Below are 13,940 nucleotides of genomic sequence, written 5' to 3'. Positions count from 1 at the left end.
CCGGGCCCGGGGGGGGGGGGGGGGTAGAGGGCGGCCGGTGCCCCTAACCGCGCGCCGCGCGGGGGGGGGGTGCCGCCGGCGGCGACGCCGGCGACACCGGCGGGGTTCGGCGGCGCGACGGTGACCCGGGTGTAGTCCTCGACCTCGGCGACGGCGGCGCGGATGACGTCGATGACCGGCACCGGCCGGCGCCAGGTCCGCCCGGCGGTGGCGCCGGCCAGCACGATCAGGTTCTCGGCGTTGCGGCGCATGCGGGTCGCGAGGTGGTCGAGCCGGAACAGGCCGTCGAGGTTGTCCGGGTCGTTCTCCCGGCGCTCCATGTCGTCCAGCAGCGTCAGCTGCCGGTGCACCAGCCCCTGGGTGCGGCGGGCCAGGCTCAGGTACACGTCGCGGACGCTGCGGCGCATCTCCGCCTGCTCGACGGCGGTGCGGATCGCGGTCTCCTGCACCAGGTTGAACGCGGTGCCGAGCTGCCCGACCTCGTCGCGGCCGAACGCCAGCGGCGGCGCCTCGGTCGCGACGTCGACCGTCTCGCCGAGACGGATCCGGTCGACCACCCCGGGCAGCCGCTCGTTGGCGAGTGTGAACGCCGCGTTACGCAGCCGCTCCAGCTGGCGCAGCAGCGACCGTGCCGTGGTGATCGAGATGATGATCGAGGCGATGACGGCGAGCAGGCCGAGGCCGCCGGCGAGCGAGATCCGCACGATGACGCCGATCGCGGCGGACCCGGCGCGGTCGATGAGATGGTCGGCGGCGCGCAGCACCAGCTCCCGCAGCTGGGCGAAGACCGGCTCCACGGTGGCCTGCCAGGTCGCGAGGTCCGTCGGCGGCGGCCCGTTCACCCGGCCCCGCTCGACGACCATGTCCTCGGTCGCGCGCAGCTTGTTGAACGCGTCGCCGTTGACGAGCTCGTCGTACGCGGCCCGGTCGGCCTCGGGCAGGGCGGCGGCGACCTCCGCGTACCGGACCCGCTGCGCGCCGACCAGTTTGACGAACTGGGTGTGCTCGGCGACGGTGAACCTGCCCGCGGCCAGGACACCGGCGAGCAGCGCGTCCTCCTGGGACAGGATTTCACGGGCATAGCTGGCCTCGACGAGTGTCCGGCCGTCGTTGATGATTGCCGGGTCGTCGAGTGACGACAGCGCACCGAATACCAGTAACGTGTCGGAAACAATGTCGCTGAAGAATGCGGCGGTCTGCGTCCGGTCCGCCGTGCGCGCGTCGACACCGGCGCGCGTTTCACCGAGCCGGCCGAGCTTTCCGGCGACATTCTCAATACGCCGGTCGAGCGTGTCGCTGCCGGCGTCCCTGGCGTCACCGCCGCGGGCGAGCCGCTCGAAGTCCACGCGTGCCGTGTCGGTGCGGGTGCGCTGGTCCGCGAGTGCCTGCCGGCGCTCGGCGGTGGGGTTGGCGACGTAGACGACCGTGAGCCGCCGCTCCTGCTGCAGCGCCTCCACAAGGGACTCCGCGGGCCGGCCGACGGTCTCGTCGAGCGTCGTGACCGTCAGCAGGTTGAGGCCTTCCCGCAGCGTCACGAACGCGGCGAACCCCCAGAGCGCGACGAGCGACGCCAGCAGGGCGACGATCTTCACCCGCACGTGTGAGCTGCCGGATCTCATTGACATTGTCTCCCGAAAGCCCACGCGCCCAACGGATTGACCTGGGATAAACCCTGATCACGCGATGCGCTGTTGATGTTGGACATGCAGTGGTGTGGTCACCGTCATTCGACAACGGGCACCGTAGCAGCCGTGCGATCGGCCGCTCAAGTTGCCTGGTGACAGGTGTGCGGACTTCGGCGCCGGCGCTAATCCGTGGCGGCGGGCGACGAAATTCCGTAACGCATTGCATTGTCCGATCCGGCCAGCCGGAATGCCGCGAGAACGGCGGCCCGCACAATGCGCGGCGGCACGTAGAGATCCTTGTCGTGCCACAGCGGCGGGTCCGGCTGCCCGGATGTCGCGGCGAGGTGGGCCAGCCCGTCGGCCGCGGCGGCGTGCGCACCGGGCTCGTCCAGCGCGGCGGTGAGCAGCAGGGTCTGCACCGCGTACGCCGTCTCCTCCGCGGTGCCTTGCCAGCGCCCCCAGGACCGGTCGGCCGCCTGGGTCGCGACGATCCAGCGCACCGCCCTGCGGATCGTGGCGGCCGGCTCGCCGCCGCCCAGGCGGCCGTGGCGGTGCAGGGCCGTCACGACGCAGAACGTCGCGTAGTACGGCGACGCGTGCCACTTGTCCATCCAACTGCCGTCGGGCAGTTGCTGCGCGCACAGCCACGCGGTGAGCTTGGCGACGACCGCACGGTCCCGCGCGCCCGCCCAGGCGTGCGCGGCGACGTGGTGGCCGAACAGCTCCAGCACGTGCGCGTTCGTGGTCGTCGACGGGGTCCGCTCGCCGAGCCAGGTGCTGAAGTGGGTGTCGACCTCGAACGGCCACAGGCAGTCGACCGGCTGCGCCGCGCCGAGCTGCGCCAGCGTCAGCAGGGTGACCGAGGTGGTGTCGGCGTCCAGCGGCAGGCCCTCACCGCCGGCGAGCCCGCCCGGGCCGAGCGGCGCGGCCAGGGCGGCGGCGACCCGGTCGGGGTGCCCGACCGGGAACCCGGCGCCGATCAGCAGGCTGAGCACCCAGGCCCGCTCGAACGGCGCGATCGGGACGACGCTGGGCACCGGCCCGCCGTGCCGGCGGGTGACCGCCTCCAGGTAGCGCAACGTCGGCGAGGTCGGGCCGGCCGGATGCCCGGCCAGCCACGCGGCGGTGGCGGCGGGCGACGCGCCGACCCCGCCGATCGGCGCGGGCCGCACCGGCTGGTTCGCGGTGAGCGGGCCGACGACCTCGAGGGAGTGCAGGAGCTTGTCCGGCACCGGCGCGCCCGCGTCCAGCATCGCGCGGATGCCCCGCAGCGGCCGGTCGTCCATGCCGGCCGGTGCCGCCAGCCGGACGCCGGCGAACCTGTCCAGGCCCGGCACCGGCCGGTCGGCGAGGGCGTCGAGGTGCGCGTTCACGAGGTCGACCAGGGCCGGCACGATCAGCTCGACCGCGGGCGTGTCCGGCACGTCCGCGACGCGCAGCGGCGCCGGGCCGGCCAGCCAGTCGACGAGCCGGTCGAGGCCCTGCCCGGCGGGCTCCGCGGCCGACGGGTCGCCGTCGCGGGCGGTGGCCAGCAGCGCCTCGGTCGCGCTGAGGGTCGGCGCGAGGGCGTACCCGCCCGGCTGCCCCCAGCCGCCGTCGGGGCGCTGGGTGGCGCGCAGGAACGCGACCCGGGCGGCGTGGTCGACCAGCCACGGCGCGATCGACACCAGCCGGCCGGTCTCGTACACGGACGGGGAGATGCGCCCCCACCGCGTGGCGGCGACCTCGTCCACGAGCGCGGCCGCGGCGGCCTCGACCGCGGGTCCGGCCGGCGTCGAGCCGGGGGCCGGCGCGGCGCCGGCCACGCCGCTCACCGCTCCCGCCGGGTGATCGTCATCGCCAGCCGCCGGCTGGGCCGCAGGGTCACCGCGGCCCTCGGATGGACCGGTCCGTCGTCGCGCAGCCGCGGCCGGAACCGGCTGAGCATCGCCGCCACCACCAGCTGCGCCTCGACCATGAACAGCTGGCTGCCGAGGCACTGGTGCGGGCCGCCCGCGAACGGCAGGTACGCGAACCGGTGCCGGCCGGGCCGCTCCGGACCGAACCGTTCGGGATCGAACACGTCCGGCCGCTCCCACAGCGACGGCATGCGGTGGGTCAGGTACGGGCTCATCACCACGGTGCTGCCGGCCGGGATCCGCACCCCGCCGACCACGTCGGAGGACAGCGCGGTGCGCGGCAGGAACCAGCCCGACGGGTACAGCCGCAGCACCTCCTGCACGACCATGCGGGTGTACCGCAGCCGCGGCAGGTGCTCGGCACCCGGACGCTCGTCGCCGACCACGTCCTCGACCTCGGCGCGCAGCCGCTCCGCGACGGCGGGGTTGGCGTCCAGCGCCACCCACAGCCAGGTGAGGGCCATCGCGGTCGTCTCGGTGCCGGCGACGTACATGCCGACGACGTCGTCGCGGATGCGCCGGTCGTCCAGCGGCTGCCCGTCGCCGTCCCGGGTCTGGCAGAGCAGCGCCACGACGTCGTCGGCGTCGGGTTGCCGGCGCCGCTGCGCCACCAGCGGGTACATGACCTCGTCGACGGCGCGCACCGCCCGCCGGAACGCGCGGTCGCCGGGCAGCGGCAGCCACCGCGGCGCGAACGGCAGCAGGATCCGGGCGGTCAGGGAGGTGAACGCCGTGGCGACGGCCTGACCGAGCCGGTCACCGTCGGCCGCCGCGATGCCGCCGCCGAAGAAGGCCCGGCCCAGCGCGAGGTCGGCGACGCGGGTCATCGCCTCGGCCACGTCGAACGGCCGGCCGGTCGCCACGTGCTCGTCGAGGGCGTCGACGGCCTCGTTGACGGTGGCGGCGAGCACGTCGGTCAGCGCGGCGACGTGCCGGGCGGCGAACATCGGGCGCAGCATCTCGCGGCTGGCCTTCCACCGCGGGCCGTCGCCGGAGATGCCGTTGCCGGTCAGCCGGCGCACCGGCTGCCACATCATGCCCTCTCGCACGTACCGGTCGGCGTGACCGCTCAGGACGTGCTGCACGTCGTCGGGCCGGGTGATCAGGTAGGGCCGCAGGAACCCGAGGTTGAGCCGCACGATCGCGCCCTCGGCCCGGCCGGAGATCGCCTCGAGCTCGGCGAGCGGGTCGCGGGCGAACCTGACCGGTGCCCGGTAGGCGGCGACGGTGGCCGCGTCCCGCGGCAGCTCATGCTGCGGCGCCAGCCGCTTGGGAGGGGTGCCTGCCTGCAACTCTTTCGCCCCTTTGTGCCCGGGCATCCATCATTTTCCACCGATGCCACCTCACGAAGCTACGTGATCACGATCGGTAAGGGAATGCCGGAAGGTGAGAGCGTTTCCACATCGGCCGCTCACACCCGCCCGGACTGCCCGGATACGGGTGCGAAGATCGACGATGTCGTTTGTGGCAGAACGACCCCGGCCGCGCGGTCCTGAGCGTCTTGCCGGGCGTCGTACACTCGCGGCGGTCACGCACCTGACCAGACGGGGGATCGACGATGACAGTGCGCGTGCCGGACCTGCCGCCGCCGCACGACCTGTGGGCCGAGCCGGCCCTGCTGTCCGCCCTGGCCGCCGGCCGGCCGTCCAGCATCATGCCGGGCTACGACCTCACCGCCGACGGGCTGCGGATGCGCGACATCGGCAACGGCTGGTGGGCGCTGCTGCCCGTGGCCGGCGGCCGGGCGGTGCTCTACGGGCTCGACCTGGACAACAGCGAGATCGAGATGTGTCGGGAGCCCGTCGACCTGCTTGCGGGCGGTCCGGCGTGGCTGCCGTGGTCCTTCCTCCAGGCGTTGCTCGCGGGTGGCGAGGTGGTCGGCTTCGTGTACTGGTGGGACGGCACCGCGTGGAGCCGGGCCCGGTACCCGGCGGACCTGCGCGAGGACGGCTGCCGGATCCTGCTCGAGGAGGCGGCCACGGCGCTCGCGGAGGCGGTCGAGGTGCTCACCGGCGCCGCCGCCGACCGGCAGTTGCTGGACCGCCTGCGCGCCGCGGCCCGGGACCGCACCGCCGACCTGGCCCTGTTCGCCGCGGTGGAGCACGCCCGCACCGAGGCGCGCGAGCCGGCGATCGACCCCGGCACCGCCCTCGCGGCGGCGACCCGGGCCGGGCTGACACCGGGCAGCAGCTGGCCCGAGCACCCCGCCGGCGCCGGCGAACCGGCCGGGCGCACGGTGCCGTTCAACGGCCCCGACCAGCAGGCCGCCCTCGTCGAGCGGGTCATGCGCGCCGCGCCGGAGCAGCCGCGGCCGGCGATCGCCGACGGCGGCGCGCTGCGGGACCTCGCGGCACACCTGCGCGCCGAGGGCACCGCCGTCCTGACCGTGCAGTGGGGCCCGCGGCACCGCACGGCATTCAGCGCCGAGTCCGGCCAGCAGGTCACCGGCGCGCTCACCGACCTCGTGACGGCACTCCGCGAGGCCGACGCCGACGCCGACCCTGACTCCGGCTCGGGGCGCTGGCTCTACCTGCGCGTCGACGTCACCGGACCCGACGCGACGGTGCAACGGGCCTACGACCACGTCCCCGGCTGGTGGCGGGCACCGCACCCCATCGCCGGCCTGCCGCTGCTCCGCGAGGAGATGGCCGCCCGCACCGAGCGGTGGCGCCCGCAGTGGACCGCGCTGCTCGACGCGTCCCTGGCCAAGACGGGCGTGCCGCCGCACCTCTGCCAGCCCGGCCTGCACTGAGCCGGCGCGCGCCGGTGGCCGGTGCCCTGCGATCGGGCACCGGCCACCAGACGCGCGACCCGGTCCGCTACGCGGGGACCTGGTCGAACTGCTCCCAGGCGCCGATCGCGGTGCGGTTGGCGATCAGCGCCGCGGCGCCGGCGTTCTCCGCGCAGACATAGCGGTTGTTCACCGTCGCGAGCAGGCTCACCGTGCCGTTGCTGTTGCGGATCAGCCGGAACGTCTCCCACGGGCCGGCCGCCGTACGGTTCGCGATCAGCGCCGCGGCACCCGCGTTCTCGGCGCAGACGAGCCTGCCGTTGACCTGGGCGCGCAGCGCGACGTTCCCGCCGCCGAGGTCGACGAGCTCGAACCGCTCCGCGGTGCCGACGGCGGTGGCGGCGGCGAGCAGGGGCGAGGCGCCGTTGTTCTGCGCGGAGACGTACCGGTTGTTCGCCCGGGAGCGCAGCGCGACCGCGGTCGACGGTGGCGGCGTCGACGGGCCGCCGGCGATCGGCTGGGTGGGGCGGGTGGCGGTCAGCGGCGTCTGCCGCTTGAACATCCGGCCGCCGTCGGCGGTGATGCGCAGGTAGTAGTCGGAGGAGCAGGCCACCCCGTCGGCGTCCAGCGCGGGACGGCCGAAGTTCGTCGGCTGCATCGAGGCGTTCTCCGCCGTCTTCGCGATCTGGTTGCCCTCGTTGAACTCGTCGAACATCGACACGTACAGGCCCTGCGCGCCGAGCCGGGTCATGTTGTAGATGTGCCGCCAGTAGAAGTCGCCGTGGGCGCGGGCGCCGGCGGACAGGTCGCCGGGCATGACGCAGGGCTGGTAGTCGATGCCCCGGGCGTTGCAGTCGGCCTGGTCGCCGACGTTGACGTTGTTGTAGTACGAGTCGAGCCCGGCGATGTCGCCGGTGCGGCCGACCATCCACGGCGAGATCATGTTGAAGGCGTGGTACACGTCGAGGAAGCCGGGGCGGGAGTCGTTGACGCCGGTCCGCCACCAGGTCGGCACGCCGCCGATGACGTAGCAGCCCTGGGCCTTGAACCAGTTGACGACGTCCAGGCACGGGCCCGGCGCGAACGGGCGGCCGGAGTCGTTGAAGCCGAAGCCCCAGATGCACACGACCGGCTTGCCGTTCTGCCGCGCGTACGCCGGTGACGCGGTGTACGCCGACATCTTCGTCGTCCAGTCGGTCTTGATCTGCGACTGCATGTCGGTCCAGCTGGTGACGTCGTACATGATGTAGAACTTGCGGCCGTACGCCTCGGCGGCGCTGCGGACCTTGACGGTCATGGCGTCACGGCTGGGTCCTTCGCCACCGAACGGGTTGAAGCGCTGCAACGCGGCCGTGTCGCAGCCGTAGTCGCGCATCCACTTGAAGTGGGTGTCGACCGTCTGCTGGTCGTAGGACGAGAACAGCGTGGCGGGCTGCCCGTTGCCGAGGTTCGCGTACGCCGTCGCGTACGTCTTCGTGTACTCACGCATGTCGGGCCACGACACGAGGGTGGTGTTGCTCGGCGACGGCGGCTGGCTGTTGTTCGCGCTGTAGTGCCACCAGGCGTTGATCGGTGACCCGTCGCCGCGGCAGGCGAACCAGCCCTGGTAGCCGACGGAGATCTTGCCGACGACGTCGCCGGGGGCGCTGGCCGCGTCGGCGGTGCCGGCGACGTAGGCGGTCGCGCCGAGTCCGGCGACGGCCAGCCCGGTGGACAGGACCTGGCGGCGGGACAGGCTCATGGGAGGTTCCTTCCAGAGGGAACGCGGGGAGGAGCGCGCCGACGCACCTGCTGGGACGGGACCTCCCGTGAGGGAGGGGAGGGATCACCGCCGTTGACGACTGTGTCAAGTGCATGGCGAGCTGTCAATGTGTACATCGGATGAATGCCTGCCCAAGACAGTTTTGAACCGCAGCAAAGGCAAACGTAAACCGTGCAGACATCGGTGGTGTCAACCGGCGACCTCACCGAACGACCGCACCACTAGGTCGGGCAGCCGCCCGCCGAACGCGACGGCGCCGCCATCGCGGCGGGCGACACGGAACGTGTGGTGCTCGCCCGGCAGGAGGGTGACCAGGGCGTCGTCGACGACCAGCTCGGGCGCCTCGACGCCGAGCGCCGCGGCGAGCCGGTCGGCGAACACGCACACGTCCCGCAGCAGCGTCACGGCGGTGACCGTGACGTGCAGCGCGCCGTCCACGACGCGCGCGTCGGCGCGGTGCTCGGGGCGGGGCGCGGTCAGCTCCCGCTCGGGCCGGTAGCTCCACGTGGTCCGTACACCGTCGGCGTCCACGACGAGCAGCTCGGCGTGCGGGTCCGCGGGACGGCCGACGCCGGCGTCGACGGGCAGGTGGACGAGCCCACCGGCGGGGCAGCCGGCCCGCAGCCGGGCGCGGGCGTGTTCCGTGCCGTCCAGCCCGACCCGGCGGACGAGGACGTCGGCGTGCCAGTCGGTGCCGGTGTCGTTGACGAGCGCGAGCAGGAGCCCCGCGTCGCCGGTCGGGTCGTGGGTCGGCCCAGGATGCACGGGCTGGACGGTGACCAGCCGCGGCGCGAACGAGCGGCGCAGCGCGTGCCACAGCGGCTTCTCGATGCCCGCGTGGTCGACCGCGGACCAGCTGACGGCCGGCCAGCAGTCGTTGAGCTGCCACACGACGACACCGCCGCAGCGGTCGCGGGACCGCAGCCACTCGACGCCGGTGGCGACGGCGCGGGCCTGCACGACCTGGGTCGCGAAGTGCCAGTCGGCGCCGTCGGCGGGCACCGGCACGTGCGGCTGGAGGCCGCGGGTGAGCTTGTGCATGCCGTCGATCGCGCGCAGGTGGTGGCGGGTCAGCGTCGAGCCGGGTCCGGGTGTCTGGCCGTCCACGACGCGTTCGAGGGTGGTCCAGGCGGCCGGCCCGCACCAGCCCATCTCCGCGACGAACGCCGGGTCGTGGTCGCGGTAGTGCGCGTAGTCGGCCTCGTTCCACGGGTGCCACAGGTGGCTCGGGCCGTGCGTGTCGGCGGCCGGGTCGCGGTCGACCGTGCCCGACCACGGGGAGTTCGGCAGGTACGGCCGGGTCGGGTCGAGGCGGGCGAGCACCCGGGGCAGCACGTCGAGGTAGTAGGCGGCGCCCCAGCCGCGGGTGCCGAGCTGGTCGGCCCAGCCCCAGTGGTGCCAGCCGACGACGTTCTCGTTGCCGCCGCACCACAGCACGAGACTGGGGTGCGCCGACATGCGGGCGACGGCCTGCTCGGCTTCGGCGGTGACGAGGCCGAGCATGTCGTCGTCCTCGCAGTAGGCGGCGCACGCGAACAGGAAGTCGTGCCAGACGAGCAGGCCACGTTCGTCGCAGGCGTCCAGGAACTCCTCGGTTGCGAAGTGGCCGCCGCCCCAGACCCGCAGGAGGTTGGCGCTGCCGGCGACGGCCTGCTCGATGCGGGCGGTCACGCGCTGCGGCGTGGCGCGCCCGGCGAACGTGTCGTCGGGGATCCAGTTGTACCCGCGGACGCGGACCCGGCGGCCGTTGACGACGAGCGCCCAGCGGGTGCCGAGCGCGTCCGGGGACTCGTCGACGGTCACGGTGCGCAGGCCGACCCGGGTGGCCGCGGTGTCCAGCACGGCGCCGGCGTGTTCGAGCCGCACCTGCACGCCGTACAGCGGCTGCGCGCCGAGCCCGATCGGCCACCACAGCTCGGGGTCCTCGACGGGCACGGTGAGCGCCACCTCGTCCCCGGTCAAGGTGCCGGTCGCGGATCCGGCGGGGCGTCCGGCGGGATCCGTCAGCTCGACCCGCACCAGCGCACCTTCCGGCGCGTCACAACGGACGTGGGCGGTGACGTGCGCCGGCTCCAGCGTCACGAGCGGCCTGACGTGTTCGATCCGGCCGGTGTACGTCTCCAGGCGGATCCCGCGCCAGATGCCGGCGGTGACGTGGTGCGGACCCCAGTCCCAGCCGAAGTTCGCCGCGGCCTTGCGCACGTGCGCGTACGGCTCGTCGTACGGGCTGGGCAGCGGCCCGTGCGCGCGTTCGTGCGCGAGTGCGGCGTCCCACACGGAGGTGAAGTGCACCTCGACGAGGTTGTCGCCGGGCCGCAGCGCGTCGTCGACGGGCCACCGGTAGGCCAGGTGCTGGTCGCGGGCCGCGCCGACGTGCCGGCCGTTGACGTAGACCTCGGCGACCGTGTCCAGGCCGTCGGCGACGAGGTCGGTGCGGGCGCCGGGGGTGGGTGCCCACTGGACGCGGCGGCGGTACTTCCAGTGGGAGCGGCCGACCCACTCCTGCGCGTGCTCGCCCCAACCGGCGTCCGGGTCGGGGATCAGCCCGGCGGCGAGCAGCGCGGTGTGCACCTCGCCGGGCACCTGCGCGGGGATCCGCGCCGCGCGCACGGGGTCCGGGACGGTGGCGGGGCCGCCCTCCCAGGTCAGCTCCCAGGTGCCGCCGAGGTCGAGCCGGGTGATGGTGGCGGCGGTCGTCGCCGGCGTGGTGAGTGTCATCCCTTGACCGCCCCTGCGGTGAGTGCTTCCTGCATACGACGGCTTGCGAGCGCGTAGGTGACGTACACCGGCAACAGGGTGAGCACGGTGCCCGCGGTGAGCACCCCGACGTTGGTGGCGTCGGAGATGAGCGTGGGCAGTGCCACCTGGACCGTCCGCACGTTCGGGGCGGTGCCGGTGACGGTGAGCGAGAACAGGTATTCGTTCCAGAACGTGAGCAGTTGCAGGATCGTCACGCTGACGATGCCCGGCATCGCGATGGGGATGAACACGCTGGTCAGCAGCCGCCGGTGACCGGCGCCGTCGAGCGCGGCGGACTCCACGAGGGCCGGCGGCACGGTCCGCATGAACTGGGTCAGCAGCAGCACCGACAGCGGCAGGGCGCTGGCCGGCAGGAACAGCATCTGGAACTCGCGGGTGTAGAACAGCCCCAGCTTGATGGCCAGGATGACGGTGGGGATCAGCGCGGCGAACGGCGGGATGAGGAAGCCCGCGGAGAACGCGCCGGTGATGAACCGGGAGAGCCTGTTGTCCTGGCGGGCCAGGGCGTACGCCGCGGGCACCGCCAGCGCCAGGGTCAGCGCGATCGCGACGACGGAGATGAGCAGCGAGTTGAACAGCGCCTGCCCCAGGCCGGCGGTGCGCCAGGCGGTGGCGAAGTTGCCCCACAGCCACCGCGACGGCAACGCGAACGGCCGCGTGAAGATCTCGACGTTCGTCTTCAGTGCGCTCACCGCGAGGTAGTACAGCGGCGCGGCGAGCAGCAGCGCGTACAGCCAGGACAGCACGGTCGCGGTGCGGCCCGCCGTGCGCCGGGTCTTGCGGGGGTTCATCGAGGGTTCTCCCGTGGGCTGCGCAGCAGGACGTGGATCAGGGCCATCCCGGCGATGCCGAGGAGCAGGAGCACGACCCCGACCACCTGGCTGTAGCCGAGGTCCCGTTGCGCGAACGCCTTCGCGTAGACCAGGTACGACAGGGTGGTGGAGGAGGTGCCCGGCCCGCCCTTGGTGAGCAGGAGGATCAGGGCGGCGGAGGTGAACAGCGTCCAGAGGTACTGCAGCATCGTGAGGGTGCGGACGTAGTCCTTGACCATCGGGAACGCGATCTGCCACATCGTGCGGAACCGTCCCGCGCCGTCGATGCGCGCCGCCTCCAGGACGTCGGCCGGCAGGCTCGCCAGCCGGGCGGCGAACAGCACGGCGGTCCAGCCGATGCCGCGCCACAGGTCGATGACGATGAGGCTGGCCAGGGCGGTGTCCGGGTCGGCGAGCCACGCGGTGGCCCACGTGTCCAGACCCACGCCGCGCAGCAGGCCGTTGACGCCGCCGTCGGGGGACAGCACGCCGTAGAAGACCATGCCGGTGATGGAGATGGAGATGAGGCCGGGGGAGAAGTACAGCACCGAGAGCACCCGGTAGCCGCGCGGTTTGGTGTTGAGGTGGTAGCCGAGCATGAACGCCAGCGGGATCATCAGCGGGATCACGACGGCGACCTGGACGGCGCTGTTGCGCACCGCGGCGTAGAACGCCGGGTCGGCGAAGACCTTGCCGATGTTCTCCGTGCCGGCGTAGGTGGGCTCGTACAGCAGCCCCTTCCACCGCAGCGTCGCGATGACGAACATCGCGGCGAGCGGGCCCACGGCGAAGACGGCGAACCAGAGCAGGGACGGGACCGTCAGCCAGAGGATGCGGGGCGAGTGCAGGCCGCCGCCGCGTCGCCGGCCGGCCGGGGCGGCCGGTGGCCGCGCGCGGGTGCGGACCAGGGTGCTGGTGGATGACATGATGCGTTCCTTCGTCGCTGCGGGCGGGGGCGGCGGTGCGCGCCGTCCCCGCCCGGCTTGCGGGGGTCAGCCGTTGGTGGCGGTGCCGGGCCCGGTTTCCGGGGGTCAGCCCTTGGTGGCCGTGTCGAGTCCGGCGCAGATCTGCTGCGGCGTCGACTTGCCGTAGGCGCCGGTCAGGACCTGGATGATGCGGTCGGACGCGGAGCCGATCCAGACGTCGGGCAGCACCGCGTAGTCCACCGTGGCGTCCAGGCCGAGCGACTGCGTCAGCAGCGGGTTGGTGGCGTAGGCGGCGAAGTCGCCGGTGGTCGGGGGCAGGATGCCGGAGTCCTTGACGAAGTCGCCCACGGACGCGTCGGCGTAGAACTTGGTGATGAACTTGCGCAGGTTGTCGATCCGGCCGGGCTCGGCGCCCCGCTTCGTGATCATGAATCCGACGCCGGTGAAGCCGCGGTACGCCGTCGGCTTCTTGAACGTGGCACCGCTGGGCACCGGGAAACCGCCGAGGGTCGTGCGCTTGTCGATGCCGGTGCCCGAGGCCGTCGACTCGGTGTAGGCCCACGAGCCGGCCGGCATGATCGCGGCCTTGCCGGAGTAGTACGCCGCGTACATGCCGTCGGCGATGAGCCCGGCGGCGTTGTCGACGAACACGCCGGCGTCGCGCAGCTGCGTGAACAGCTTGATGCCGTCCAGGACCGACGGCGTGGCGCAGTAGCCGCCCTGCTGCATGACCTTCTGCATCGTCGCGGCGTCGGTGTAGGACTGCGCGACCTGGTAGAAGAACTTCTGGCCGGTCCAGTCGTTGCCGCCGACGGCGAGCGGTGCGACACCGGCGGCACGCAGCTTCGCGGCCGCGGCGATGAGCTCGTCCGTGGTGGCCGGGATCTTGTCGACGCCGGCCTGCTTCAGCAGCTCGGTGTTGTACCACAGCGGCCAGCTGAACCCGGAGAACGGCAGGCCCTGCAGCTTCCCGCCGGCGCGCCACTCGTCCAGCGCCGCGGGCTTGATCTTGTCGGCGAGGCCCCAGTCCTTGACGTACTGGTCGACCGGCACGGTGACGCCGGCGTCGAGCCAGCCGAGCGTCTTGTCGAACAGGTTGACGATGACCACGTCGGGCGACTTGCCCGCGGCCACCGCGTTCTCGACCTGGTCGTCGATGGTTTCGAGGCCTTCGGTGACGTTCACCTTGATGCCGGTCTCGGCGGTGAACGCCTGGAACACGCGGTTCTGCGCGGCGGCGGCGGAGTTGCCGGCCGACCAGCGGGTGACGACGTCGATGGAGTCCGGGGCGGCGGCGTCGTCGCCGCCGCAGGCCGCGAGGGTGGGGCTGAGGGCGAGGGCGACGAGCGCGGCCACGGCGCGCACGGCCCGCGGCCTGGTGCGGTGGTCCATGAGGGCTTCCTTTTCGCGTCTTTGGGCAGGGGAA

The 13,940-nt window shown here is 73.2% G+C and carries 9 protein-coding genes; 1 reads left to right on the top strand and 8 read right to left on the bottom strand.

Annotated elements, in window-relative coordinates:
- The 3 genes from AB0J72_RS25550 to AB0J72_RS25540 all read right to left on the bottom strand — a co-directional run.
- Window positions 1-1,619: nitrate- and nitrite sensing domain-containing protein (locus tag AB0J72_RS25550; protein WP_363402749.1), on the bottom strand; the 1,619-nt coding region annotated here is incomplete at its 3' end.
- A 188-nt stretch (window positions 1,620-1,807) separates the two neighbouring features.
- Complete coding sequence (locus AB0J72_RS25545) at window positions 1,808-3,439, bottom strand: prenyltransferase/squalene oxidase repeat-containing protein (RefSeq protein WP_363402747.1); 1,632 nt, start codon at window positions 3,437-3,439, stop codon at window positions 1,808-1,810.
- Window positions 3,436-4,815 (bottom strand): cytochrome P450, encoded by a 1,380-nt coding sequence (locus AB0J72_RS25540; RefSeq protein WP_363402745.1) that lies wholly within the window; start codon window positions 4,813-4,815, stop codon window positions 3,436-3,438. The genes AB0J72_RS25545 and AB0J72_RS25540 overlap by 4 nt, the downstream gene beginning before the upstream one ends.
- A 266-nt stretch (window positions 4,816-5,081) precedes the next feature.
- On the opposite strand from AB0J72_RS25540, the gene AB0J72_RS25535 reads away from it, so the two are divergent.
- Window positions 5,082-6,275, top strand: a complete 1,194-nt coding sequence (locus tag AB0J72_RS25535; RefSeq protein WP_363402743.1) for a hypothetical protein — start codon at window positions 5,082-5,084, stop codon at window positions 6,273-6,275.
- Window positions 6,276-6,342: 67 nt separating this feature from the next.
- Here AB0J72_RS25535 and AB0J72_RS25530 read toward each other — a convergent pair whose 3' ends face one another.
- From AB0J72_RS25530 to AB0J72_RS25510, 5 genes are all read right to left on the bottom strand, one after another.
- On the bottom strand, window positions 6,343-7,995 hold the full coding sequence (locus AB0J72_RS25530) for a lectin (RefSeq protein WP_363402741.1): 1,653 nt from the start codon (window positions 7,993-7,995) through the stop codon (window positions 6,343-6,345).
- A 210-nt stretch (window positions 7,996-8,205) separates the two neighbouring features.
- Window positions 8,206-10,734 carry a glycoside hydrolase family 2 TIM barrel-domain containing protein gene (locus AB0J72_RS25525; RefSeq protein WP_363402739.1) on the bottom strand — a complete coding sequence of 843 codons (2,529 nt, stop codon included), beginning with the start codon at window positions 10,732-10,734 and terminating at the stop codon, window positions 8,206-8,208.
- Window positions 10,731-11,567, bottom strand: a complete 837-nt coding sequence (locus AB0J72_RS25520; RefSeq protein WP_363402737.1) for a carbohydrate ABC transporter permease — start codon at window positions 11,565-11,567, stop codon at window positions 10,731-10,733. Before AB0J72_RS25520 ends, AB0J72_RS25525 begins: the two co-directional genes overlap by 4 nt.
- On the bottom strand, window positions 11,564-12,514 hold the full coding sequence (locus AB0J72_RS25515; RefSeq protein WP_363402735.1) for a sugar ABC transporter permease: 951 nt from the start codon (window positions 12,512-12,514) through the stop codon (window positions 11,564-11,566). The genes AB0J72_RS25520 and AB0J72_RS25515 overlap by 4 nt, the downstream gene beginning before the upstream one ends.
- Window positions 12,515-12,619: 105 nt before the next feature.
- Window positions 12,620-13,906 carry an extracellular solute-binding protein gene (locus tag AB0J72_RS25510; protein ID WP_363402733.1) on the bottom strand — a complete coding sequence of 429 codons (1,287 nt, stop codon included), beginning with the start codon at window positions 13,904-13,906 and terminating at the stop codon, window positions 12,620-12,622.
- Window positions 13,907-13,940: the final 34 nt, after the last annotated feature.

This window comes from Dactylosporangium sp. NPDC049742 (genome assembly GCF_040674675.1).
GTDB lineage: Bacteria > Actinomycetota > Actinomycetes > Mycobacteriales > Micromonosporaceae > Dactylosporangium > Dactylosporangium maewongense.
The sequence above is the reverse complement of the archived record's forward strand: the minus strand, read 5'-3'. Positions and strand labels throughout refer to the sequence as shown.

Coding starts and splice junctions, on each gene's coding strand:
- AB0J72_RS25530 (WP_363402741.1), bottom strand. CDS start 7,995: ATGAGCCTGTCCCGCCGCCAGGTCCTGTCCACCGGGCTGGCCGTCGCC.
- AB0J72_RS25510 (WP_363402733.1), bottom strand. CDS start 13,906: ATGGACCACCGCACCAGGCCGCGGGCCGTGCGCGCCGTGGCCGCGCTC.
- AB0J72_RS25525 (WP_363402739.1), bottom strand. CDS start 10,734: ATGACACTCACCACGCCGGCGACGACCGCCGCCACCATCACCCGGCTC.
- AB0J72_RS25520 (WP_363402737.1), bottom strand. CDS start 11,567: ATGAACCCCCGCAAGACCCGGCGCACGGCGGGCCGCACCGCGACCGTG.
- AB0J72_RS25535 (WP_363402743.1), top strand. CDS start 5,082: ATGACAGTGCGCGTGCCGGACCTGCCGCCGCCGCACGACCTGTGGGCC.
- AB0J72_RS25515 (WP_363402735.1), bottom strand. CDS start 12,514: ATGTCATCCACCAGCACCCTGGTCCGCACCCGCGCGCGGCCACCGGCC.